The 24,015-nt window shown below is 54.2% G+C and carries 27 protein-coding genes; 17 read left to right on the top strand and 10 right to left on the bottom strand.

The window, feature by feature from the left end; all coding sequences use genetic code 11:
- Window positions 1-27 precede the first annotated feature (27 nt).
- From COMA1_RS00480 to COMA1_RS00465, 4 genes are all read right to left on the bottom strand, one after another.
- Window positions 28-1,011 (bottom strand): DUF2971 domain-containing protein, encoded by a 984-nt coding sequence (locus COMA1_RS00480; RefSeq protein ID WP_176697750.1) that lies wholly within the window; start codon window positions 1,009-1,011, stop codon window positions 28-30.
- 203 nt (window positions 1,012-1,214) lie between these two features.
- The gene (locus COMA1_RS00475; RefSeq protein WP_090742219.1) at window positions 1,215-2,294 is read right to left on the bottom strand and encodes a hypothetical protein; all 1,080 of its coding nucleotides are present in this window, start codon (window positions 2,292-2,294) and stop codon (window positions 1,215-1,217) included.
- Window positions 2,295-2,357: 63 nt separating this feature from the next.
- Window positions 2,358-2,750 (bottom strand): hypothetical protein, encoded by a 393-nt coding sequence (locus tag COMA1_RS00470; protein WP_090742217.1) that lies wholly within the window; start codon window positions 2,748-2,750, stop codon window positions 2,358-2,360.
- A 209-nt stretch (window positions 2,751-2,959) separates the two neighbouring features.
- The gene (locus tag COMA1_RS00465) at window positions 2,960-4,261 is read right to left on the bottom strand and encodes a NupC/NupG family nucleoside CNT transporter (RefSeq protein WP_218055273.1); all 1,302 of its coding nucleotides are present in this window, start codon (window positions 4,259-4,261) and stop codon (window positions 2,960-2,962) included.
- Window positions 4,262-4,533: 272 nt separating this feature from the next.
- On the opposite strand from COMA1_RS00465, the gene COMA1_RS00460 reads away from it, so the two are divergent.
- On the top strand, window positions 4,534-4,791 hold the full coding sequence (locus COMA1_RS00460; protein ID WP_090742214.1) for a hypothetical protein: 258 nt from the start codon (window positions 4,534-4,536) through the stop codon (window positions 4,789-4,791).
- A gap of 378 nt (window positions 4,792-5,169) precedes the next feature.
- Here COMA1_RS00460 and COMA1_RS00455 read toward each other — a convergent pair whose 3' ends face one another.
- Window positions 5,170-5,547 (bottom strand): MarR family transcriptional regulator, encoded by a 378-nt coding sequence (locus tag COMA1_RS00455; protein WP_090742211.1) that lies wholly within the window; start codon window positions 5,545-5,547, stop codon window positions 5,170-5,172.
- 265 nt (window positions 5,548-5,812) lie between these two features.
- On the opposite strand from COMA1_RS00455, the gene COMA1_RS00450 reads away from it, so the two are divergent.
- Window positions 5,813-7,063, top strand: coding sequence for a dicarboxylate/amino acid:cation symporter (locus tag COMA1_RS00450; RefSeq protein WP_218055272.1), 1,251 nt, complete (start codon window positions 5,813-5,815; stop codon window positions 7,061-7,063).
- A 137-nt stretch (window positions 7,064-7,200) separates the two neighbouring features.
- Here COMA1_RS00450 and COMA1_RS00445 read toward each other — a convergent pair whose 3' ends face one another.
- On the bottom strand, window positions 7,201-7,752 hold the full coding sequence (locus COMA1_RS00445) for a DUF1269 domain-containing protein (protein ID WP_090742206.1): 552 nt from the start codon (window positions 7,750-7,752) through the stop codon (window positions 7,201-7,203).
- A 183-nt stretch (window positions 7,753-7,935) separates the two neighbouring features.
- Here COMA1_RS00445 and ccmA point away from each other — a divergent pair, with 183 nt between their 5' ends.
- The 13 genes from ccmA (at window position 7,936) to COMA1_RS00380 (ending at window position 19,374) form a co-directional block, all read left to right on the top strand.
- Window positions 7,936-8,556, top strand: coding sequence for a cytochrome c biogenesis heme-transporting ATPase CcmA (gene ccmA, locus COMA1_RS00440; protein WP_090742204.1), 621 nt, complete (start codon window positions 7,936-7,938; stop codon window positions 8,554-8,556).
- A gap of 11 nt (window positions 8,557-8,567) precedes the next feature.
- On the top strand, window positions 8,568-9,236 hold the full coding sequence (gene ccmB, locus COMA1_RS00435) for a heme exporter protein CcmB (protein WP_090742201.1): 669 nt from the start codon (window positions 8,568-8,570) through the stop codon (window positions 9,234-9,236).
- A 16-nt stretch (window positions 9,237-9,252) separates the two neighbouring features.
- The gene (ccmC, locus tag COMA1_RS00430; RefSeq protein ID WP_090742198.1) at window positions 9,253-10,002 is read left to right on the top strand and encodes a heme ABC transporter permease CcmC; all 750 of its coding nucleotides are present in this window, start codon (window positions 9,253-9,255) and stop codon (window positions 10,000-10,002) included.
- A complete protein-coding gene (ccmD, locus tag COMA1_RS00425) occupies window positions 10,002-10,187 on the top strand; it encodes a heme exporter protein CcmD (RefSeq protein ID WP_090742195.1) in 186 nt (61 codons plus the stop codon). The genes ccmC and ccmD overlap by 1 nt, the downstream gene beginning before the upstream one ends.
- The gene (ccmE, locus tag COMA1_RS00420; RefSeq protein ID WP_090742192.1) at window positions 10,171-10,653 is read left to right on the top strand and encodes a cytochrome c maturation protein CcmE; all 483 of its coding nucleotides are present in this window, start codon (window positions 10,171-10,173) and stop codon (window positions 10,651-10,653) included. The genes ccmD and ccmE overlap by 17 nt, the downstream gene beginning before the upstream one ends.
- A complete protein-coding gene (locus COMA1_RS00415; RefSeq protein ID WP_090742190.1) occupies window positions 10,650-12,641 on the top strand; it encodes a heme lyase CcmF/NrfE family subunit in 1,992 nt (663 codons plus the stop codon). The genes ccmE and COMA1_RS00415 overlap by 4 nt, the downstream gene beginning before the upstream one ends.
- Window positions 12,638-13,165, top strand: coding sequence for a DsbE family thiol:disulfide interchange protein (locus tag COMA1_RS00410; protein ID WP_090742187.1), 528 nt, complete (start codon window positions 12,638-12,640; stop codon window positions 13,163-13,165). Before COMA1_RS00415 ends, COMA1_RS00410 begins: the two co-directional genes overlap by 4 nt.
- The gene (locus COMA1_RS00405; protein ID WP_090742185.1) at window positions 13,162-13,632 is read left to right on the top strand and encodes a cytochrome c-type biogenesis protein; all 471 of its coding nucleotides are present in this window, start codon (window positions 13,162-13,164) and stop codon (window positions 13,630-13,632) included. Before COMA1_RS00410 ends, COMA1_RS00405 begins: the two co-directional genes overlap by 4 nt.
- Window positions 13,629-14,918 (top strand): c-type cytochrome biogenesis protein CcmI, encoded by a 1,290-nt coding sequence (ccmI, locus tag COMA1_RS00400; protein ID WP_090742181.1) that lies wholly within the window; start codon window positions 13,629-13,631, stop codon window positions 14,916-14,918. The genes COMA1_RS00405 and ccmI overlap by 4 nt, the downstream gene beginning before the upstream one ends.
- Before the next feature lie 216 nt (window positions 14,919-15,134).
- Window positions 15,135-16,835: a multiheme c-type cytochrome gene (locus COMA1_RS00395; RefSeq protein ID WP_218055271.1), complete on the top strand. Its 1,701-nt coding sequence runs from the start codon at window positions 15,135-15,137 to the stop codon at window positions 16,833-16,835.
- A gap of 31 nt (window positions 16,836-16,866) precedes the next feature.
- A complete protein-coding gene (haoB, locus tag COMA1_RS00390; protein WP_090742176.1) occupies window positions 16,867-17,880 on the top strand; it encodes a hydroxylamine oxidation protein HaoB in 1,014 nt (337 codons plus the stop codon).
- 169 nt (window positions 17,881-18,049) lie between these two features.
- Entirely contained in the window at window positions 18,050-18,778 is a 729-nt protein-coding gene (gene cycA / locus COMA1_RS00385) for a cytochrome c-550 CycA (RefSeq protein ID WP_218055270.1), read from the top strand.
- Between the two features lie 2 nt (window positions 18,779-18,780).
- On the top strand, window positions 18,781-19,374 hold the full coding sequence (locus COMA1_RS00380; RefSeq protein WP_090742174.1) for a NapC/NirT family cytochrome c: 594 nt from the start codon (window positions 18,781-18,783) through the stop codon (window positions 19,372-19,374).
- A 108-nt stretch (window positions 19,375-19,482) separates the two neighbouring features.
- On the opposite strand, the gene COMA1_RS00375 is transcribed toward COMA1_RS00380, so the two are convergent.
- The 4 genes from COMA1_RS00375 to bfr (COMA1_RS00360) all read right to left on the bottom strand — a co-directional run bounded on the left by COMA1_RS00375 (window position 19,483) and on the right by bfr (COMA1_RS00360) (window position 22,351).
- Window positions 19,483-20,208 carry an MOSC domain-containing protein gene (locus tag COMA1_RS00375; RefSeq protein WP_218055269.1) on the bottom strand — a complete coding sequence of 242 codons (726 nt, stop codon included), beginning with the start codon at window positions 20,206-20,208 and terminating at the stop codon, window positions 19,483-19,485.
- Between the two features lie 88 nt (window positions 20,209-20,296).
- Entirely contained in the window at window positions 20,297-21,130 is an 834-nt protein-coding gene (locus tag COMA1_RS00370; RefSeq protein ID WP_218055268.1) for a hypothetical protein, read from the bottom strand.
- A 265-nt stretch (window positions 21,131-21,395) separates the two neighbouring features.
- Window positions 21,396-21,866 carry a bacterioferritin gene (gene bfr, locus COMA1_RS00365; RefSeq protein WP_090742171.1) on the bottom strand — a complete coding sequence of 157 codons (471 nt, stop codon included), beginning with the start codon at window positions 21,864-21,866 and terminating at the stop codon, window positions 21,396-21,398.
- An 8-nt stretch (window positions 21,867-21,874) separates the two neighbouring features.
- Window positions 21,875-22,351 (bottom strand): bacterioferritin, encoded by a 477-nt coding sequence (gene bfr / locus COMA1_RS00360; RefSeq protein ID WP_090742168.1) that lies wholly within the window; start codon window positions 22,349-22,351, stop codon window positions 21,875-21,877.
- Window positions 22,352-22,774: 423 nt separating this feature from the next.
- Here bfr (COMA1_RS00360) and COMA1_RS00355 point away from each other — a divergent pair, with 423 nt between their 5' ends.
- The gene (locus COMA1_RS00355; protein WP_090742165.1) at window positions 22,775-23,362 is read left to right on the top strand and encodes a hypothetical protein; all 588 of its coding nucleotides are present in this window, start codon (window positions 22,775-22,777) and stop codon (window positions 23,360-23,362) included.
- 62 nt (window positions 23,363-23,424) lie between these two features.
- The gene (locus COMA1_RS00350) at window positions 23,425-24,012 is read left to right on the top strand and encodes a hypothetical protein (RefSeq protein ID WP_218055267.1); all 588 of its coding nucleotides are present in this window, start codon (window positions 23,425-23,427) and stop codon (window positions 24,010-24,012) included.
- The last annotated feature ends 3 nt before the right edge of the window (window positions 24,013-24,015 follow it).

Here is a 24,015-nt window from a genome sequence, read left to right as displayed (position 1 = left end):
GGGCTCGATCCCTTTTGATCCCGAACTCTACGCTTGTCTTAGAGGGATATCTGAGACTACGATTTTCCTGCCAGCATCTGGCACGCCTGTCTCTTGAAGCAGATCAAGAAATGCCTGACGAATGATTGCAGGGAATTGGCATGGTCCGATTATGATTCTATCTATAAGGTCTGGGATGGCAAGGCCAACCAGGCCTTGCTCTGTATGATTCTTGAGGTCTAACTTCAAGACTCGTTGAGGAGTTCCCTGAATAACCTCAATGGCAAATGTACAGTGCGGTGTTGGGAATATTTGAGGCGATGCGATTACTCGCCACTCTCGCTCTTCGTGAAATCCTGGGTGCTTTGTGCATAAAATTCCAAACAGGAACATGTTGAATACCGCGCTCTTCAGATGCTCACGACCAAGGTCTCTCAAAAAGCCTAGATCATTAGTAATGTTTTTTGCGACTTGATTGAGTTGTTCTGCAACAGTTTCTGGCCGTTCATACAATACAGGGCTTGAGAAGACTTCTAGAACCTGCGTGTTACCGAACATAACGGCGCCATTGATAACCAACGCAATACCGGTACCGCACCCATATGCTCTCCACATAGAGAGCCGTCCATGTTCATTTTCTTCAGGTAGGTGCTGTGATACGCATGTGAGGTAAGTATCATCAAAAATAATCGGCAACCAGCCATTAAAGAGGTCCCTAACTTCGTCAGCCAGCCCTTGGAAACAAGCATTAAGAGCTGTATTGAAGTTCTCGCCAGGCTCTGCTTTGTACGCATCGTTTAAGCACTGAAATCCATACTGGACTTCGGAATAGTCATTCATGACGGCTGTGTTTCGTAGCCAGATTTGTCTGCTCCTAAGGATCTTAGTCGCAGTATCAGCGGTAGTGTAGTAAACAAAACGACAACCAGCAGACATCACCTCTTCCTTTTTGATCTCGCTGCGCGGGAAAAATATCTGAGTAAGTCGATCTTGATCTTGGGGCGAGAGAGGCATATGGGTGCTACCATCCATACGTAGGTGCCTTGATGGCTTGGTTACAAAAGATAGTGTATTTACTCTTTGAAGGCAACCATGGTCCATGAGGGCATAATTAGTTCGAGAAGATAAGGAAGCGGACACCGTTTCTAAGAAGCAGGTAGGGGGGCGCGTCTTGCAATTCAATATTGTGTTACGAGTGGAGAGGAATCTGTCACAACCGTGTTCCCCAAGACCCACTACTCGCTGAGTAACTTGCCGAGCGCCGCGTAGTCGAGCGTCTCGAGCGACGTGTTGAACCATGCATAGTTCGGATCGGTCTTCCGCTGAGGGCTGAGCCCCACCATAATTAAGTGAATACGCCGGGGGTCGCGTTGCGCGTATGCCGGATCGATTTTTGCGAGTGGCTTGCCCTTCGGATCGTCCACGCGGATGACTTTGTCTGGCGTCATCAAATTGCTGATGGTGCCCGGCGCTATGAGTTGCGGGGCGGTGAATGAGGCACGGTAGGCATCGAAGGCGCTGCGCTGCTGCGTCATCCACTGTGCAGCTTGAGCTGACTGGCGTGCGCCCTCTTTCTGCATTTTCTCGAGCGAGACAAGCATCTGGGTGCGCATCTTCTCTGCTTCCGCTGCATTGATTTTCTTCATGTCGTGATACATCTGCTCAATCTTCGCTTCATTGAGTTCGTTGCCGTTCCCTTGTACGGAAGCCTGGTATTCCTGCTCCTTTTTCTTGAGGTCGCGCTCGCGCCATTCCAGCATCTCGGCAATCGTCACCGGCACCCACGGTTCATAACCCGCACGACTCATCAACAGACGAGGATTGTCCTTGTTGCCACCTCCGGCATACATGGGAAATCCGCCAGTGGCGCCTAATGGCGTCGGCATTCCACTGGCTTTCAGTTCGCCATCGCCCAGCTGCCCGCCAAACATGGCTTCTGGTTCGTTAATATAGATGCCGATCGTCCCATCTGAGAGCCCGCCGCCGCGATCCGCAAACTTGCTGATCTTGCAGCCGCCGGTGCGCCAGGCTTTCTGGTTGTAGGCCGTGGTAATAACTGAGGCCGATTGCCGGTCCCATCCACCGTAGTCGATGGTGGTACGGACCCGCACCGGTTTGTTGCCTTGCATGAAGACCGTGTTCTTCTGGACAATGGCGGCCACCGCACGCGCGGTACGTTGGAGCTCCGTGGCGCCGGGCTGCTTCGGGTCGAAGCCTTCTTCGCGCGTGGGCACGATGCAATCGAGCTGTGCCAGGGCGAACGCAGGCACTAGGAGCGCGATCAGCGTCATGGCCACCACTAGCTTCATGTTCATCGACATTCTCAGCTGATTTAATATTTTTGCTAAATGCGAGATAAACACAGAGATCCGTTTCCGTTACTGGCTTTCCACCGCTCCTTGCCACAGCATGTCGTACCCAAGTTCCTTGGTCTCGGAACACATCGTCGCCAGTTTGGCAAATTTCTTTTTGAACACGTCGTCTGTGTGCGAGCGTTCATGCGCGTCGAACGACCGCCAATAGGTGACAATCACATAATGGTAGTCGGCGGTTTTGGATGACGAGAGCGAACCCTCGTTCGAGACGAAGCCGGTGAACTTGAACACTTGTCCAGCGATGAATCCGCCTTTCTCTCCTCCGTAGATTCCTTTGACCACAGCGCAGAGTTCCCCCACGGCTATCTCCACATCCTCAAAGGTGACGCCGGGTTTGAGCGTGACGGTGTTGAACAGCATTTTTGATCCAAACGGGATCGTGATCGGTCTGAACATAGGCATCCTCCTGCTCTCAATTCACTCAAGACGGAGACACGACGATGGATGTACTACAGCATATACATTCGACCATTCCTGCTCATGCTCTCTTGTCTTTGCTGTTACGTCAACGAAAAGGCGTCGCAGCAACTGTGTGAAGGGGAGGGGGGGGATCCCGTTTCTGATTGTCCACTGGTATGGAGAGAGAGCTTGGTGGGGGTCACCTTTTAGGACGATGCGAGAACACCAGCAATACAACCGGTCAACAGCGTTGTCAAAAAGGCGGTCCATAAGGCGCGCAGTCCCAGCAGCGAAATATCTTTTGCCCGATGCGGCACCAGGGCGGAGATGCCGCCGACAAAGATGCCCATGCTCGCCACATGCACGAATCCGCAGAGGGCATAGGTCATGGCCGTGAGGGATCGTGGGGAGAGCGGTGGTGGAGACGCGGATTGTACCGCGGCCAATTTGAAATAGGCCGCGACTTCCGTCTCGATAAACCGCGAACCTAGCAAGTCTGCGCCGATCTGCCACTCCTCAGGGCGAAGACCGAGGAGAATAGCGAATGGCCAGGTCAGCCAGGCGAGGACCCGTGAGAGAGAGAACGGCGCTCCGTTGATCATAGGAAGCTGTGCCAGCGCCAAATCGACCAACGCCTCCAATCCAAGAAACACGATCAGCAACGTAGCAATGCCGACCGCCATTTTCATCCCCTGCCCGGCCCCATCGATCAAGGCGACAATGAGGTTGGAGGGCGGTGGGATTGCTGCATCGTCGGATGAAGGAATAGTAGGCACTCCGCCCAGCGTCATGGGCTGTCCATCTTCTGGAATGGTGAGTTTACTGATGAGTACGGCACAAGGAATCGAAATGATCGACGCGGAAATCAGATGCCCACCGATCTGAGGTATCACATGCTGGAGCGCTGACACGTAGATGCCCATGACTGTGCTCGCCACGGTCGCCATCATGCACGTGAGCACCAAGAGTAGTTCCGATCGCGTCAGATCGGCGAGATAGGGACGGACAATCAGGCCTGCCTCGATGCCCACGAAGATATTCGCGGCGCCGGAGAGAGACTCTGCTCCCGATAAGCCCATGGTTCGGTAAAAGAGTCGGGCAAACAGGCGCACGATCGTTTGCATGACCCCCGTATAGTACAGCCCCGCCATCAATGCGGAAAAGAACACGACGGCCGGCAGCGCTTGCGCCGCCAGGATAAAGCCGATTGAAACCGTCCCATCCGGCAACGTCTGGCCGGGACCAAGTGTGAGAGGTCCAAGAAGAAACACCGTTCCTTTTTGCGAGGCGGTGAGCACCGCGACCACCATGTCGTTGAGAGTACTCCAGAACCAGCGGGAGCCTGGGAACCAAAAGGACAGGGTGCCGAGTCCCCAGGCCAAGGCAGCGCTGCCCCCGATAGTCGTCCAGTTTGGTCGATCGCGCTTCCCCGTTACCCAGGCCAGCAACGCAATCGTGACGAAACCGATGCACGCAAGAAGGCGATAGGACCATTCCTCCACCGTCATATCCTCCATTTGCTGAAAGCCCGGCGGGAGGCTACGCTGCGAGCCGATTGCCGTCAAGAGGAAATGTGGCGTGCGATCTACTCTTCTTCAGCTGAGACCATCCAGACCTGTGCGAGGAGCCTTCCAGGCTCCGCTGCTCTCCCATATGGGTGGCACAATCCCCTACAGATGCGGGATTGGATCTCGTCGCGGCGCGGGCAAAATGGAGGCCTGTGCGCCGGTTCAGGAGTCAACATCCTGTTCAGATTCACTCGTACTGGAAGGAGAGGACGATGAGCATGTTCGTATTCACCCAAGCGGCTCATGGGTTTTATAAATACAAGGATGTTATCGCGCTCGGGGCATTGTTGTGGCTGGTGCTGTTACTGATTGGCTGTTCCACCTCAAGGAAGGAATACGTGGTGAACTTTACTCGCGGGAACGATACAACCGCTCAAGGTTCACATGAGCGTCCATGCCAGACGGTGAAGCATTGCCAGATACTGGCTGATCGCGATGGGGTGCGGTCATATTGGATGGTGTATCAATGAGGGGGCAACGGCTTGAGCGGGATGGCTATGAGGCTACAGGGATGAACAGCCAGGCTCATGATCGCGAACTTTTTAGTCTTGTGGCATGAAGAACTCTTCATGCGCCCATCATATAAGCTTCATGTTGGAGGTGTATAAGAAACGCGGGTAACACAGGAAAGGGGGCATCCATCATGATGTTCTTCATTGAAGTATATGTATTCGTGGCGATATTCGGGACGCTTTATGGAATGTTGCAGCTTACCGGTCGGTGAGGATTGTGAATCTTGAAGACAAGAGTCTTTGACTATTACTGGTAGTCACGTCTTATTTCCAGGTGAAAGCCTAGTCGATACAACCTAGAGGAGTCTGGAGGCTAGCGATCCGTGACAGTTCGAGTTAGGACGCTTTTGCTGTGAGTGGGAGCCGCGCATTGAGCTGTTTGTGAAGCAGCCAGGCCAGTATGTGGCCTTTCGGGGTCAGTGCAAGCAGCATGGAGCGATCGTCTTGCGGCGAACGCTGTTTGATAACCCATCCCTTCTGGTGTAAACCACGAGCCAGTTGACCCATTGTTGAGCCGGCGATACCAAACACCACCGCACACTGCTGGATAGAATTGTCGGGATTTCGTTGAAGATAGAGCACGGCACGGGCCTGAGCTGGAGTGACTCCAAGGTCAGACAGTTCCCCTCGATAGGCATTCAACCACCTCAAGCACACTCGCCATTCTCCTGACGTCGTCGATCGTGATTCTCGGAGCAGCGTCACAAGCCTCATGGCTCTATGCTGCCTCAAGATTCTAAGTCTGCCCACTCATTCTGAAATTTCTGCCGTCTTGGCTGGCGCATGGAACGAGTCATGTCGAGCCGGATGTAGGAATCAGGATCGTTTCAATGTGTCCCTCAGCCGCGCCGTATCTTTTTTACGAGTTGTGTGCCAGATCTGGTACGATCCTCCACCTCGTACTTACCCATATCTGAGCATGTGTAATTATTCAGCGGCTTGCTCAGTAGTCGATGCGGGGGTGTCGGAGGAACAGCTTGTGGACGATCACGATTCGGATAAACCGAGTGCTAGGTCACGGGGCATCGGTCTGATTGAGCGGTGGCAAAATATTCCGCTCTACGGACGCATCGTGATTGCCTTGGTGTTTGGTGTCATCACCGGGTTGCTGCTTGGTAGCCATGCAGCTTCGCTGGCGATGCCGGGGAAATTGGTGTTGCGCCTGCTGGGTGCGCTTGCGCCGGCGTTGATCTTGGCGGCAATTGTGCACACATTCATGACAACACAGCTGGATGGGCCACTCGCGGCGAGGCTCCCACGGTTGTTACTGCTGAATACGTTAGTCGCGATCATCGTCGGCCTCACTGTCGCGAACGTGATTCAACCAGGGCGGGAGGCTGGACTTGCGCCGTCATCTGCACCTGAGGACACGGCGAAGACTGCCAATCCGCTCGTCCTCTTCCTTGAGAATGTGCCCAAGAGTCTGCTGGGGCCGCTCGGTGATGATGGCAAGGTAATCGGTGTGATCTTTATTGCGGTGGCCTTTGGCATAGCGCTTCGTAAGGAACGGGAGCGTCCTCTTGGAACCGTAGGCCATTTTGTCGAGCTCTTCCTGGAATCACTGATCAAGATTTTGCATTGGATCATCGCAGTCGTCCCGCTGGCGGTCTTTGGCATCGTCGCCAGCATCGTGGGGACGGAAGGGTTTGTACAGTTCAAAGCGCTGGGGATCTTTGTTGTAAGTGTTTTGCTGGCGCTTGCGATTCAGGCGGCTTATTACCTGGTTCGTATCCGTTTTGGTTCGTGGGTGTCGCCCGGACAATTGCTGCGGGGTGGGCGCGATGCGCTGCTGATGGCCTTTTCCACGGCCAGCTCCACTGCCACGATGCCCATAACCTACGCGTCGCTTAAAGATAAGGTGGGCTTGCGGGAGCAGTCCGCCAGTATGGGGGCGTTGGTTGGGGCGAATTTCAATAACGACGGCACGGCGCTTTACGAGGCGATGGCAGCTTTGTTCATCGCTCAGATGATCGGGGTGGATCTGAGTGTTCAACAGCAACTGATGGTCGTGCTCACGAGCATTATCGCCTCGGTCGGCGCCGCTGGCATTCCCGAAGCGGGTCTTGTGACGATGACCATGGTGCTTACTGCTGTTGGGTTACCGGTCGAATACATTCCGGTCCTGCTCACGGTGGACTGGTTTCTCGATCGCTGTCGCACGGCGATCAACGTCATGGGCGATATGAACGTCAGTTGTCTGTTGGATGGGAAGCAGAAGGAGGAGGCCTAGCGGACTTCGGAAATGCCTAAAGACAGGCCTGTCCTCAGTGCATTGAAGAACTCTGCTCGAACCTGAGCCGTGGGTCGTTCGCAACCCCCGCGTTCGCGTAGCTCGTCGAAGAGCAAACGTTGTTCTGAGCGAGAATCTTACCCCTTGGCGATCTTTTGTTTGTGCTGGTGTGTCAGGGCTGCCCGCAGCTTTTCTTCCTGTTCCTTGCTGAGAGATGTCTTCAGAATTGTTCCCTCATACCGGGCGAAGCCTGTCAGCAGCTTGTCTTGGTCTGCATTCCTGATCAGGAGAAAAATCGCGGACGTGCCTCGCTGGATCGTGCTCCCCAAATCCTTGATGAACTGATCGGGAATCCCATAGTCGCTCAGGAGGCCAAATTCACTGGCTCCCATAGAGACCGCTCCGCCGCTGGCTCCGCCTGCGAGGCTTCCCAACAAGCCTGCAAGGGGGTTAAAGAACAACAAACCTATCAACCCTCCCCATAACATGCCTAGCGCGACACCATGAGTGGTGGCCCCCCCGAACACATCGACGCATTGCTTCAGGTGGACCTTGCCGTCCATATCGCGAATGACGATGACGGCGTCTTCCAGGTCGAGGACATACTTCGATTCCATGGCGCGCAGTTCGTTGAGTACGCGGTCGGCTGTGCTGGAGTCCTTAAAGGCGATGCAAACTAGTTCACTCATGATGTATCTCCTTCAAACCTTCGATGAAGCGTCGCCACGATGGATGGCGGCAGGAAGTCAACTCCGTTGGTCTTTATTTAGATAGCAGTTGGATTGCCTCTAGAGCAAGATGGGTGTCTCGCCCCTTGTTTTTCAGCATCTCGTTCCCTTACTCTCGGCGGTTCCTGATTGAATAGGCGGACTATGCTGCAAGCTGTTGGACTGAGTTGCCGTCGGGGAGAACGCCGACTGTTTTCGGATCTCAATGTGCAGGTTGAGCGGGGGAAGCTGTTGGCAGTCGTGGGGGAGAACGGGAGCGGAAAGACCAGTTTGCTCCGTATCTTCTCGAGTTTATTGCCGCCTGAAGACGGTTCAGTGCGATGGGAGGGGCAGGATATTCAGCAGCTGAAAGAACTCTACTCCGGGCAGCTGATGTATCTCGGGCACCTCAACGGAATCAAGGACGATCTCACGGCGGTTGAAAATTTGATGAGTTCGATGGCGCTTGCCGGGGAGCCCTGTTCGGAGCGTGGGGCGAAGGAGGCGTTAGAGGCGATCGGGCTGAAGCGGCTGGTCCATCGCTTGCCCTCTAAAGTGCTCTCCCAAGGGCAAAAACGTCGAGTCGCGTTGGCCAGGTTGTGGCTGTCGACGCGCCCGCTCTGGCTTTTGGACGAACCGTTCACGTCGCTCGATGCGGCATCAACCACGGTGGTGACGCAACGGCTTCATGCCCATTTGCAACGGGAGGGGTTGGTGGTCGTCGTCACCCATCAGGAGATTGCGCTTCCCTCGGAGCGGCTGCAACAGCTGAGGCTGGCTGGATGAGTCACTCCAGTATGTGGGACTCGATCAGTGGAATCATCCGGCGGGACCTGCTGTTGGCCATGCGACGCTGGTCAGATGCCGCGATGTCGGTCTTTTTCCTGGTGATTGTCGTGAGCCTGTTTCCTTTGGGAGTCGGGCCCGAGCCGGCTGTCTTGCGGACCATTGCCCCAGGTGTGCTGTGGGTCGCGGCCTTGTTGACGTGTCTGTTGTCGCTTAGCCGCGTGTTTACCCCGGATTATCTAGACGGGGTACTTGAACAAATGGTCCTGGTTCCCCAACCGTTGTCGCTCCTGGTGTTGGGGAAGGTGTTGGCCCACTGGGTGATCTCCGGGCTCCCCGTTGTGCTGCTTTCACCGCTTCTGGGATTACAGTTCGGCCTGGAGGGGGAGGCGCTGGGGGTACTGGTATTGTCGCTCTTGCTTGGGACGCCCACGTTGAGTATGATTGGTGCGATCGGCGCCGCGTTGGTCCTTGGCGTGCGGGGGAGTGGTCTACTGGTTGCCCTCCTGGTGCTCCCACTCTACGTTCCAGTCTTGATCTTCGGGGCCGGCGCCGTGACCAGCAGTATGGCTGGGACCGGCGGCGAAGCAAACTTGTCGCTGCTCGGCGCCTGTCTGGTGCTCTCGCTCTTTCTGGCACCCTGGGCCACGGCAGCGGCATTACGTATCGCTTTAGAGTAAAAAGGATTTCAAGGACGTGATTTGGTCGAAGTATTCAGCCCCTCAAGCGTTTTATCCCCTGGCAGGCCGCCTCATCCCCTGGTTTGCAGCGGTGGCCGTCATCTTGATGGTCGTTGGCCTCTATATGGGGTTCTTTGTGGCACCGACTGATTTTCAGCAGGGGGAATCCTATCGGATTATCTTTGTGCATGTTCCGGCTGCCTGGATGTCGATGTTTCTGTACGTGGTGATGGCCATCTGGGCCGGCGTCGGAATGGGGCTCAATGCCAGACTGTCCTTCATGATGGCGCAAGCGATCGCGCCTACCGGAGCGATGTTTACTTTTTTAGCCTTGTTGACGGGAGCCATGTGGGGGAAGCCAACCTGGGGAGCTTGGTGGGTCTGGGACGCTCGATTGACGTCGGAACTGATCCTCTTGTTCCAGTATGCGGGGGTCATGTTGCTCCGGACCTCGATCGATGACGTGCGCCGTGCAGATCGTTCAAGCGCGGTGTTTGCCCTGGTTGGGGTCGTCAATGTGCCGATCATCTATTATTCTGTTCAATGGTGGAACACCTTGCACCAAGGGGCTTCCGTGAGTATGGCGACGGGTTCGAAAATGGCGGCGACCATGCTGATGGCCATGCTCATTATGACGATCGCCTTTTGGATGTACAGTATCGCAGTGATCCTTGCTCGGGTCCGCTGTGTTATGGATGAGCGGGAGTCTCTGCCGACTTGGGATGAAAAACCAGCGGCGATGCCTGAAGCAATGGAGGCGCGCTGATGCAGTGGGGGAGCGCATCGGAGTTTTTTGCAATGGGAGGCTATGGCCTCTATGTCTGGACCTCGTTTGTCGCTACGGCTTTGTGCATGGCATGGGAAGTGTTGGCCCTGTGGCGACGACGGGCGGCGGCGCGCGCCGAACAGCGTGCTGCGTTGTTGGGAGGCACGGATGAAACCGCGGCATAAACGGTTTGCATTTATCGGGTTGGGTCTCGTGGTAGTGGTTGTGGCCACTTGGTTGGTGATGAATGCATTGAAGAGTAATCTTTCGCTCTTTCACACGCCCACCGAGGTGGCAAACGGCGACGTGCCGAAAGGCCGACCCTTCCGGATCGGAGGGATGGTCGAAGACGGCAGCCTCAAGCGTGAGGGCGATGGTCTCACCGTCCACTTTGTGGTGACGGATACGGCGAAGCGCGTGCCCGTGACCTACAAGGGAATATTGCCGGACCTGTTCAAAGAAGGGAAGGGCGCCGTTGCACAGGGTCAGTTGGCGCCTGACGGCACCTTTGTGGCCAGTGAGGTGCTGGCGAAACATGATGAAAACTATATGCCGCCTGAAGCGGCCGCAGCGATGGCTAAGGCGAAGGCTTCCGGGGCCCAGCAAAGCAAATCGCTCGTGGTTCCTGAAGGTAGGAAAGATTCACTATGATTCCAGAGATCGGTCATTTTGCGTTGATTCTTGCACTGTGCGTTGCCGTGGTGCAGGGCATTCTTCCTATCTACGGTGCGGCGGTCGGGAACTCGGCGTTGATGGCCGTGGCCAAGCCGGCTGCGCGCGGGCAGTTTTTCCTGGTGCTGACCGCGTTCGGTTGTCTTGCGTACGCCTTTGCTGAGAAGGATTTCTCTGTCCTCTACGTCGCGGCCACAAGTAACTCTCAGCTCCCGCTCCATTATCGTCTGGCGGCTATCTGGGGTGCGCATGAGGGGTCGCTGCTCTTATGGACCTTCATTCTGACCATCTGGATGTTTGCGGTGACGCTGTTCTCCGCTCATCTTCCCGAGTCCACGCGATCTCGTATTCTTGGCGTGATGGGCCTCGTCAGTATCGGATTTCTTTTGTTCATGCTGACAGTTTCCAACCCATTCGAGCGGCTGATTCCAGCTGCTGCTGAGGGGCGTGACCTCAATCCGCTCTTGCAGGATCCAGGCATGGTGATCCATCCACCGATGCTGTACATGGGGTATGTCGGGTTCTCGGTGGCCTTTGCCTTCGCCATTGCCGCCCTGTTGGGCGGAAATCTCGATGCAGCCTGGGCTCGCTGGTCTCGCCCATGGACGACTGTCGCGTGGTGCTTTCTCACGGTCGGTATTGCGATGGGCAGTGGTTGGGCCTATTACGAGTTGGGTTGGGGTGGGTGGTGGTTCTGGGATCCGGTTGAGAATGCGTCGTTCATGCCGTGGTTAGCCGGCACGGCCTTGGTGCACTCGCTAGCCGTCACCGACAAGCGAGGTGGGTTCAAGGTCTGGACCGTGCTGCTCGCCATCATGGCATTTTCGTTGAGTCTTCTTGGGACATTCCTCGTCCGGTCCGGTGTGCTGACTTCCGTGCATGCCTTTGCCACAGATCCTAAGCGCGGCATGTTCATTTTGGTGTTCTTAGCTGTCGTCATCGGCGGGTCGCTCGCGCTCTATGCTTGGCGGGCACCGCGTGTCGGATTGGGAGGCAGTTTCGCGTCAGTGTCGCGTGAAGGGATGTTGCTCGCGAACAACGTGCTGCTGGTGGCGGCGATGGGCTCGGTGCTGTTAGGAACGCTCTACCCCTTGTTCTTGGATGCGCTGGACCTCGGAAAGATCTCCGTCGGGCCGCCGTATTTTGACTCGGTGTTTGTTCCGTTGATGGCTCCGGCAATTTTCTTGATGGGAATCGGTCCCCTTGCTCAGTGGAAAAAAGCCAGTGTGCCAGATCTGACCAAGCGCCTGCGGTGGGCGTTCGGTGTGAGTGTGGTCACGGCGATCACATTGCCGATTGCCATGGGCAATTGGACGCCCTTGCTCAGCCTTGGCCTCTTACTGGCGATTTGGATCTTCACCACGGCCGTGGTGTCGTTACGAGAACGGTTGACGCATGTCACCGGCGATAGCCTCATGGGGCGGTTAGCATCTGTCCCTAGATCCTACTGGGGGATGATTGTGGCCCATTGCGGTATCGCGGTCTTTATCGTCGGGGTGACGATGGTGAAGGGGTTTGAGACGGAAAAAGATGTGCGGATGAACGTTGGAGAAACGGCGACGATCAATGACTACACGTTCCGATTCGATGGCGCACAGGATGTTGTTGGCCCGAATTACACCGCGGCTCGTGGGAGCTTCTTGGTGAGTCGTGATGGCCGAGAGGCGACGGTTCTCTATCCTGAAAAACGTCGGTATACGGCTCAGAATCAGATCATGACGGAAGCGGCGATCGATCCCGGGTTGTTACGGGATCTGTATGTGTCATTGGGGGAGCCGCTTGATGACGGAGCTTGGAGCGTGCGGCTCTACCATAAGCCGTTTATTGACTGGATTTGGGGCGGGTGCTTTATTATGGCCCTTGGCGGAGTGCTCGCCATCAGTGATCGCCGGTATCGTATCGCTTGGCGTCGGCAAGAGCAAGATGTGCCTGCGTCTAATCGGGCGGCAAGGCGAAAAGTGGCATGAACCGATTTCTCCTGCCGCTGTCCATTTTCATTGTCGTCCTTGTGTTTCTCGGGATTGGACTGAAGCTCAATCCTCGAGAAATTCCCTCTCCCCTCGTCGGGAAGGCCGCGCCGGATTTTTCTCAACCACAGCTGCTGGAGCCAACCAAAGTATTTTCTCCGGCGGATATGAAGGGGAAGGTCTGGTTGCTCAACTTTTGGGCTTCGTGGTGCAGTGGGTGCAAGACGGAGCATCCGGTCCTCATGGAGCTGGCGAAGTCCGGTGAAGTGCCGATCTACGGCATGGATTATAAGGATCAACGAGATGAAGCGATGACCTGGTTGAGCCGGTGGGGCAATCCCTATCCTGTCGTGGGCGTGGATGACGCCGGCCGGGTTGGGATCAACTACGGAGTGTACGGAGTCCCAGAGACTTACGTCATCGACAAGCAAGGCGTCATTCAGTACAAGCAAATTGGTCCATTGGATTCTGAAACAGTTGAGAAGAAGATCATTCCCCTCGTTAAGCAGCTTGAAGCACAATGAACATACAATGGACCGCACTCATCGTCGCTCTGTTCCTGTCCGGGCCAGTATGGGCTGGTGAAGCCAGGCCGTTGGCTGATGACCCGGCGAGTGAAGCGCGACTTAAACATCTTGCCGTCGAACTGCGCTGCCTGGTGTGCCAGAACCAGACTCTGGCCGATTCCAATGCCCCGCTTGCCGAAGATCTTCGTCGAGAAGTGCGGGAAATGATCGCGAAGAACATGAGCGATCAGGAGATCATCGAATTTCTGACGGCGCGGTACGGCGACTTTGTCCTGTATCGGCCGCCACTCAAAGCCTCGACGACACTTCTGTGGGTCGGGCCGTTTCTCTTGGTGATCGTTGGCGCAACCGCCTTGATCATCACGCTACGGCGTCGGGCAGGCAAGGTGGTTGATGTGCCGGTCACGGAAGATGAGCATCGACGGGTCGAACAGTTGCTGGCTGAAGGAGGAAAGCGCTCATGACGGTAACATTTTGGTCTATCGTGTCCGCCATGACTTTTGCCGTTTTGGGATTTGTCTTGCGCCCGCTGTTCATGCGTCAGCCGACCGTGACCAACGATCAGGAGAAGAAACTCCCGGTGTATCGGCAGCAGTTTTCTGAACTGGAACAAGATCTTGCCAACGGTTTGCTGACTGATGACCAGTATCAGGCTGCGCGGAGTGAACTGGAGCGTCGTGTACTCGAAGAGACCGGTTCCACTGACGCTTCAACGGTGACCACGGGAGGACTTGTGAATCTTCGATTTGTGGCGCTTTCATTAGCGATGATTATTCCCGCGTCTAGCGGTGTCCTCTATTGGACGTTGGGGAATCCTGCCGCCATGACCCATCCAGCGGCGTCCGTTGCTTCGCAAGGCGGCCCCGGTGGTGATGGGCAGATGGCGGAGGGGTTGAACCAGCTTATCGAGCAATTGCGAAAGAAGTTAGAGCAAAATCCGAACGATGGAGTCGGATGGGGGCTGCTCGCTCGATCCTATATGGCGATGGAGCGGTACGCGGATGCAGTCCCGATTTTTGAAAGGGCGACAAAGCTTGATCCCGACAATGCGGGTCTTCTAGCCGACTATGCCGATGCCCTCGCCGTACACCAGGGGCGTAAGCTTGAGGGAAGGCCGGAAACCCTGATCCAAAAGGCGTTGAAGCTTGACCCTCACAACGTCAAGGCCCTGATGTTATCAGGGACGATTGCGTACAACCGGAAAGACTTTGCACGTGCAGCGAAGGAATGGGAGGATGCCCATACCTATCTTCCGCCTGATGATCAAGAATCGTCTGATCAGCTCAAAGCCAGTATTGCTGAAGCGAAACGGCGAATGGGCGGTGGTCCGAGCATGAATATGCTGGTGGCGAATCCACCAATGGAACAGGCAAAGCCGGCCAAGCCGACGACGCAATCCGGTCAGTCTCGCGCAATTACAGGAAAGGTGATTCTGGGGCCGAATCTGGCGAACAAGGGGTCTCTGCCGGATACGCTGTTCGTGTTTGCCAAGGATGTGGCTGGCCCACCGATGCCGGTGTCTATCGTGAGGGCGTCGAGAAAGGATCTTCCATTTACGTTCAGGCTGGATGACTCTACCAGCCCCATGCCATCGAGAAAGTTATCGGATATCGACACCGTTGTCATCGTTGCGCGGTTATCGAAATCCGGGAAAGCCATGCCGGAGAGTGGGGATTTGGAAGGGATGAGTCAGCCGATCAAGCCCGGTGCTGAAAACATTACGGTCGTCATTGATCGGGAACGGCCGTAATCGAAGTGGATTCGTCTGGTTTTAATGAAGAAATCTGCGAGGTTCTCCGCTTGTGATGCATGAAAATTTCTTGACACTCGGATGGGGCTGAGCTATATTTCGCCGCCATTCTATTTCTAATCTTGCGCAATAGAAGTAAGTAAATACAAGCGTGCAATGAGTGAGTGTTTGTTGAAGGACAGAGCGCACTGGCCATCAAACGGAAGGAGTCGAGCTGTGACGGTAAAACACCTGGTGAAGTATGCGCTGGTGGTCTGCGGCGTGTTGGCGGCAGTCCAGGCGCAGGCAAGTTTTCCCACCGTGCCGAAGGAAACCTATGAGGCGCTTAAGATCGATCGATCGGCCTCGCCGAAGGAGCTGTACGAAGCGCTTTTGAAGCGGTACCTGGATCCGGTCCAAGGAGTCGGGAAGGGGAAATATGGCGACTATTGGCAGCCGGTGTCCTTTAGCCGCTATTTTGACCCGCACACCTTCTATAAGCCGCCGCAAGCGGTGAAGGAAGTGGCGAGTCGCGAGCAGTGCGTGAAGTGCCATACCGATGAATCCCCAGGCTGGGTGGCGGCGTGGAAGAAGAGCACCCATGCGAACCTGGACAAGATCCGCAAGCTGACTCCGAAGGACGATACCTTCTATAAGAAGGCGAAGCTGGAGGCCGTGGAAGAGAATCTGCGGTCACTGGGAAAGTTGGGCAAAGGCGAGAAGTTGAAGGAAGTGGGCTGTATCGATTGCCACTTCGACATCAATACGAAGAACAAGGCGGATCACCGCAAAGATATCAAGATTGCCACAGCCGACACCTGCGGCGCCTGCCACTTGCAAGAGTTTGCGGAGCGCGAGTCGGAGCGGGATACGATCACCTGGCCAAAGGATCAGTGGCCCAAGGGTCGTCCGTCGCATGCGTTGGACTACAAGGCCAACGTGGAAGTGGAAGTCTATGCCGGCATGCCGCAGCGGGAAATCGCGGACGGCTGCACAGGCTGCCACGTCAATCAGAACAAGTGCGATACCTGTCATGCCCGTCATGACTTCAATGTGGCGGAATCCCGGAAGCCGGAAGTCTGCGCCCAGTGTCACAGCGGCGCGGACCACAACAACTGGGAAGCCTACAGCCTGTCGAAGCACGGGTTGAAGTATCAACGGGATAAAGATAAGTGGAACTTCAATGTTCCGATTAAAGAAGCCATGGCCAAGGGGGCCGAGACCGCGCCGACCTGCCAATACTGCCACATGGAGTATCAAGGCAAGATCGCCCACAACATTGTGCGGAAAGTGCGCTGGGCCAACTATCCCTTCGTGCCGGGGATTCGGGAGAACATCAAGACCGACTGGGCCGAGAAGCGCAATGATGCCTGGGTGAAGACCTGCACCAATTGCCACTCGGAAACCTATGCCCGAGCCTGGATGGAGTTCATGGACAACGGGACCTTCTCCGGCTTGGAAAAGTACGATGAAGCGCATCACGTGGTGGAAGAGCAGTACAAGGCCGGCCTGTTGACCGGTCAGAAGACCAACCGACCGGCGCCACCGGCACCGGAGACCGATGGGTTTGAGAAGTTCTTCCAGATTTATTGGTCGAAGGGGAACAACCCAGCGGCCAATGAGTTGCGGTTGTTTGAAATGGCGGAAGACCACTTAGTGCAGTTGCATGTGAGCTTGGCGCACCAGTATTGGGGCTATACCTACACGGTGGGTTGGGCCGCAATGAACCGGGCCTATGTGGAAATCATGGATGATGATACGCGCTTGAAGGAGAAGTTGGACCTGCAAGCACGGGTGGCCAAGTTGGAAGGCCATATGAAGAGCAGTCTGTTGGATCTCGACAGCGAGACCGGCAAGATCTCCCTGGGCGGCATCGGCGGGGGCATGATGCTGGCGGGGACGCTCGCACTCGCCGGTTGGCGGCGGAACAAGAAGTAGTCAGTTGGGTACATCGTCCCTGAGTGAACCGATGTCACATTCCTCAGGGGCACAGAAGATCCTCCCGTCACTAGGAGTAATCCTGGTGACGGGAGGTCTTGTTTTGCTTGGATGGTTTTCCTACCTCTGGTTTAAACCAGCCCCCGTTCCCTACAGTTATCAGCTTGTTGATGAAGGTGGAGTATCTAAGTTCCCAAACCTTCCGCTAGATTCCTGGCCAGACTTAAAGATCAGTAAATATGAGCTACGAGTTCAGTCTGTTGAAAAACCGATTGCCGTTGCCTATCGTGCTATGAGGGCCAATGGCAATTCGATCCTGTTGAACTGGGAAGGTTTGGTCTCCGAGCCGATCGGGTTTATGGGAGGAGAGCTTGCCGAGCTGGCCACTATTGGCAACGATCTCACCCAACATGTTCCCAAAGATGGTCTGATCTTAGCCTGGTGGGACATTTCTCGACAGCTTCATTTGTTGTCTGAGCGGGAAACGCTGTTTAAGTCCCATCTCGGACAGCCGCTGATCACCCCCTCATATTGGAAAGATCGTACGCCTATTATTCTCGAGTACGAGCGACAATTTTGGGGTGACCGGGGATCTGCGGAGGAAGAGCAAAAGTTTCAACAATTTGTTGATGCGCTTTCATCAGAGCCCACAAAAGGGGCTGCTATGCTTCGCGAATTGGCTGGTACCAGAGAATCTTATATCGTAGTTCATCCAACCGATCTTTATAAAGTAGGTCTTCTGCGGCCGGATCGCATGGAAATTGCGTTCAAGGATTTTCCCCTTACCGGAAACGTTCATGGGCTGGCCAATCAGGTCAAAGCCTGGATGAAGGAGTATGGCTATGACACCTATACACTTCAGTCGCTTTCCGAAAAAGTTGTCCGTGCCTATTTCCTCAACCAGAATAAGAACGGCAAAATTTTACTTGCTCAAATGTTGCCGCTGATGAATTCAACGCCCATTGACTTTGAAGCGTTGCAACTTGTCCATAAGCATGGCGGCTATTGGGTGTATAAAATTCCGGCTGCTCACAATCCTTCCTGAGTCTTATAATCAAAAATATCAGGCTAGCAGTTCTGAATTTGCTCATGGTAAACTAACCGCGTCTGAGGCGCGGAGTAAAATAAGTGGAAGTGTTGTACAATCATATTGTTTGGTATTGGGATAGCAATCAACGGGTGCGTATTCCTATATCTATCGGAAAGGAGATGCCGTGAATTACCGCATTTTATCTGGATTGGCCGCTGCAGCGGTATTCCTCATCATGGCTGGGACAGCCTCAGCCGACGGGACGTTCGAGGGTAGGAAGAAATGCTTTAACTGCCATAAAGGCGAGGGAGAAGCTTGGGAGAAGACTCTGCATGGGAAGGCAATGGAGTCGCTCAAGCCCAGCAGAGGTAAGAAGAAGGACGAGGCGATGGTCAAGGCCAAGCTTGATCCTAAAAAGGACTATACAAAAGACAAAGATTGCGTTGGATGCCACGTCGATGGGTTCGGTAAGGAAGGTGGGTACGTCATCGAAGAGCCCGAGAAATTCTTAACCGGCGTCGGGTGCGAATCCTGTCACGGAGCAGGAAGTGACTACCGTAAGATTCACCGGAAAGCCGGTGAAGCCTATGAGAAGTCGCAGAAAACCACAGAGCGTGCCAATCTAGTTGAAGCCGGGCAGGATTTTGAGTTTCAAGAAAAGTGTAACGCCTGCCACTTGAATTATGAAGGGTCGCCGTGGAAGGGTGCGAAGAAACCCTATACTCCGTTCACACCGACCGTCGACAAGAAATACTCGTTTGATTTTGAGAAGTATGTGCGAGACGACAAGGCAATGCACACGCATTTCAAGCTTGCGGGGACATTCACTGGTCCTCCAATGCCGAAATTCCATGAAGAATTTCAAAAGGCCGCAAAGCCAGCGGTGAAGTCTGATAAGGGTGGGGACGAATAATAATGCCAAAACTCGGAACCTTAATAGCTGGAGCGGTTCTGGGGATAGGGTTCATCACTGTAGTCTTCGGCGGTGAAGCAGCTATCTCTAGGACCGAGTTTTGTATCAGTTGTCACTCTGAGATCTATCCCTATGAGGAGTTAAAGAAGTCCTCACATTGGGGGGCCATTGGTATGGATCCGGGTTGTAAGGACTGCCATGTCCCGCAGGGATTATCCAACTTCCATAAAGCAGTATGGACGCACGTGGTGGATGGAGTTCCATTCCTGATCAAGGAATTCACCACTGACTACTCGACGATCGAAAAGTTCAATGAGCATAGGCCGGAAGCTGCCTTCCGTGCACGGATGAAGCTCAAGGAGTGGGATAGTCTTACCTGTAGGACCTGTCACAAGAATACCAAGCCACCGGGGGCGTCAGCCAAGGCTGCGCATGCAAAAATGCAAAGCGAAGGAGCCACCTGTATCGATTGTCACCAAAATCTGGTGCATAAAAAAGTTCCCGAGCATGATCTCAATGCAAGTCTTGCTCAAGGGAAGCCGGTGATCAAGGAAGTGAAAAAGAAGGCAGACGACGACGAGGACGAGAAGGATTAAGGTTCTCTCCGTCTTCCATTGTGGAGTGGTGTCACAAGGCCGTACATCGATCACGATGTACGGCCTTGTGCTTTTGTGCGGCGAAATATGTGGCCCAGTGAGGGGGGCTTACTTTTCTGGTCCAGTCAATCGGGGCGCTGTATTTTCTGGTGCTCCAGTCAGTGCCCGCTGCCTGAGCTTGTCTCGCCATCGAGGCGAGAGGGCTTCGCAATCAGCCAAGTTCTGTGCGGCTTGTCGATCTTTGACTAGGTGGTGCATCACCTGGTTTGCGGTTGACACGGTCCAGCGTGGATAGGGGCGTTCTTGAAGGACAAGATTCTTCCCTGCCTGAACGGGGCCCTCCTTGAGGACGCGAAAATACCATCCAGTGCGACCCGTTTCCTGAACCTGCACAGCCAGGTCCTTGATCCTCCAATAGCGAGCTAATTTCCAGCAGGGTTGTCGAGGTTGAGAGATTTGTACTATGACCTCTCCTAGTTGAAAGATGTCGCCGATGCACACCTGCTGTTCCAGTAGGCCTTGTATAGTAAAATTTTCCCCAAAGCCTCCCATGGGGAGATTCGTTAACCCGAGTGTTTGTCCCCAATAGGAATAATGCTCATGCGGATAGACGTTGACGGCTTTGTCCTGACCCCCATGATTGATGAGATCGGCTTGGCCATCACCCGTGAGATTGAGTGTCCCCAACCAAATCGATTGGTCGGTGGACTTCTTGAAGAAGCCGGTCGTCCATTCTTGATGCGAACCAGACTGGTCCGAAAAACCTGCTGAGGTCATACGCTGTGGGAGGCCGACCTGTAAGGAGATGACTCTAGCGCTGAGATCCGTGTTCACAACAGGCACCTCACTTGGAGCATCTTTCATGTCAGGGTTATTAATATATGGTTACGTGGGGACGATCGAGGGTGTGGCTCTGACAGATTCACAATTCGCTGATCCTCTTCAAGCCCCATCCGGACTTGTAGCAATGGGCGAGCCATTTCATGCCTCGTAAGGTTGGTCCGGCTCCTCCGATAGCCACAGCATCGACGAGACAGTACCAAGCACCGGCGCCGCTCGGGGGATTTCCCTGCGGCCATCCCAAGAGAGGATCGATGGTGGCCCATTCCCAGGCCCCAACGGCCGTGCCAATTAATTCAAGCCAGGTCGTGATAAAAAAAGCTGCCAAGTAAACCATCGGTGAACGACCGATGAGCAGCCAGACCAAAAAAATTCCAAACAACAAGGCTCCAACCCAATCCCCACGATTTGGATAGCCACTGACTCCCCACAGCGACCAGGTGCCCCAGACGGCGATGACAAGGAGGGCAATTTTCCCAGGGTGCCGTACAAACAAGGCTGATCGTGCCAGCGCTACTGCTGTCAGATAGACCATCCCATGTCCTGGTGGGACATAGGCGGGTACATTTTCAAAGCGGTAGGTGTAGCCACCCATGTAAATAGAGGCGAAGTGCTCACCAATGGTGGCAAAGAGGACCGCAATAGCAACCTGTGTTCTAGTCTCCCGATTCTCTCCGATCAGTAAGGTTACGAGAAAGATCCATGCAAACACTCCGAGGAGTTGTTGGCGTTCAACGCTGGCACTGATCTCCATGACACAGCTTATTGCCACGCTGAAGAAGGTGAAGGCGGCAATCGCGTAGTCCCTTGCTCGATGGCTATCGAGCGTAGTAGAGCCAGGGAAATGGCGGACGGCGACTTGGCTAACAGAACGAATCCAGCGTGATGAGGCGAGAAGAGCTGATGGGGCATCCATGTGTCTTACGATGTCTTTGGGGGGGAGGACAATGCTGTGAGTTGTGCCCCTATGTACTGTCTTGTTGAGCGTCAATTCAAATCATTTTCATCATACAGGAGCCGGAAAAGGTGGGCAAGTTTGTGAGTCGTCGGTGTTACTAAAAGGCTAGTGATGGGCTCTGAGTAAAACAAGATTGGCATGGATGTCGACACCAGCCACTCCTCGTCTTGGTTCTTCCGTAACGCAACTGAAGAGGTGGCCACTGTTCAAGTCAAACAGGTACCTACCGCTTGATCTGCTCGGAAAGAAAGCGTTCCAGCCCGATTTGGTCGATGGTTCGGAGTCTTGTCTCGAACCAATCAATATGTCCTTCCGTGTCCTCAAGCATGTGCTCCAGCAGATGTCTCGTGGTGAAATCGCCGACTGTGGCGCAGTGTGCAATGCCCTTGCGAAGCAATTCGACGTCTTCACGTTCAAATTCAAGATCAGCCCGAAATAACGCCACGACATCCTTCCCCAGCGTCACAGATTCAAGACGCTCCATTTCCGGAGTGCCGTCCAAGTATAGGATATGATGGATGAGTCCTGCCGAGTGCTGCATTTCGTCGTTCGCGAGATGGCTGTAATACTCATGAAGTCGTTCATATCCCCAGTTTTTACAGAGCCCCGCATGCAACAGGTACTGATGTATTGCGGTCAGCTCGGCAGTGAGTACGTGATTGAGTTGTTCCAGGACCCCTTCTTTGGCCTTCATGATCCCCCTCAAGATTCGTGTTTAATCTGTTCAGCGAGGTAGTTCTCAAGCCCCACCTGTTTGATTGTTTCCAGCTGAGTTTCGATCCAATCGATATGCGCATCGACATCCTTCGCCATCTCTTCCAACATATGTCGAGTCGTGAAGTCCGTTGCTTTTGTGCAATGGACGATTCCCTCATTCACCAGAGCCAGCATCTCCTGTTCCGCCTTCAAGTCTAACTTGAGTTGCTCTGCGACGGTCTCACCGACTTGGACCGTGTTCATGCGCTGCACATTCGGGACCCCTTCCAAATAAAGGATATGACCGATCAGTTCATCGGCATCCTTCATTTCATCAATACTTCGTTCTCGCACCTTGCGATGGAGCCGTTCATAGCCCCAGTTCTCACACATCTTGGCATGAACGAAGTACTGATTAATGGCCGTCAGGTCTGCGGTCAAAATCTTATTTAAAATGGTGATGACCCCGTCTTTTGCCTTCATGGTGTATGCCCTCCCGTTCGTGTCAGCCACGCCGTCCGTTCTCATTATCAGCACGTCTCAGCGTTGCCGTCAACCCAAGGAATAGATACATTTCGAGTTTGTCTCTCAGTGTCGATGAAATGAGTTCTCAGTATTGCGAGCGGCTGTGTGTGGCAAGGGCCTGATTGATGGGGGAATGGAGTACTTCCGGAGAAAGAATTGAAACGTAATGAGAGTTTGAAAGGACAAGTACGGAGGTGTGCGGATGCAGCTTTTTTCAAATGGAGCGCACGCTTCTAGGCCACTCACTCAGTGGCACCGCGGAATCCAAGCCCTGCCAGCGTGTAATTGTGCCACCATCGAGTACTTGAAAGAGTCGTTTGCGGGGTGGTACATTTTTCAGATCCCAATTGCCTAGAATATTAAACGGTAACTATTTAAGTTATGATAAAGCAAATAACACGCGTTGGTGTGCCTCTCTTGATCCTTGCGATCTCAGTCGTTTCCAGCCCTGGGCTCGTCGCTGCGCACGGCAATGTATCCATCGAGGAGGATATCTGCGTACGCAAGGTCGGTGGGAATTTGGTGCACTTGAGCGCCTACCAACCGCAGATTGAGCCAAAGGCTGAGTATTGTACGGACATTCCGGATGTCGGTGATACCTTTCTGGTGGTGGATCTTGTCGATCCTGGGCTCCGTACAGTCCCGGTAGGAGTCAGGATCATTCGCGGAGTCAATGACAATGAGCAAGACGAAGCCAAGACGGTGGCCTATTGGAAACCGGTCTCTCATCCAGATGGGATTCTGAGGGGAGAGGCACGGTTGGAGAAGGGCCTCTACAAGCTCATTATTACGGCAGAGGGTCTGAGCCCTTCGGCATATTTACTGCGAGTGCAACAGGTTGACTACTCGAAGCTGGGACGTTCGGCTCTAGGGCCATTGGCGTTGTTACTGGTGCTTGGTGTGGTGGGGTATGAACTCTCGAAGTCGAGCCGAATGCGAAATTGGTGGGCGTCCCGCCGGCGCTCATGAAGAGCTGGACAAGCAATGGAGATCTTATGCAGTCACTTCACTTTTCCACAGAGGGATCATTTATGAGGCCTTTCATCTATTTTAAGCTGGCAATTGCATGTGTGGTAGGTGCCCTGAGCGTCTTTAGTTCCACGCAGGTCTACGCTCACGGCGGACTGGCCATGGCTGAAGACATGTGTAAACTCACGGTCGGTCCATACATGATGCACTTCAGTGGATACCAGCCGGAGAATACGCAGCAGAAGCAGTTCTGTGAAGACATCCCTGCAATTGGGCACACCATCGTCGTGCTTGATTATATTGAACAGGAACTTCGCACCCTTCCTGCTGAAGTCCGGATTATCAAAGACACCGGGTCGGAAGACAACCTTGAGGCCGACACCGTTTTTCATCTTCCGGCAAAAGTCTACGCGAATGGTTCTATTGACTTTAATCATACCTTTGAGAAGCCCGGGAAATTTGTCGGCATCGTGAAGGTAGGGGAAAAGGGAGAGCATGTTTCCAAATTCCCGTTTTCGGTTGGGGAGCCGAAGTCATTTTTGAAATACCTAAACATTTATATGGTTCCCGTGGCGGCTGTGCTCATTGTTGGGGCCATTGTGTTTTTCATGCGGGATCGCGGAAAACCTTCCCAGATCGCGGCCTCCTAATAA

Origin of the sequence: Candidatus Nitrospira nitrosa (genome assembly GCF_001458735.1) — a bacterium.
GTDB lineage: Bacteria > Nitrospirota > Nitrospiria > Nitrospirales > Nitrospiraceae > Nitrospira_D > Nitrospira_D nitrosa.
This window is presented reverse-complemented; position numbering and strand designations above follow the sequence as displayed.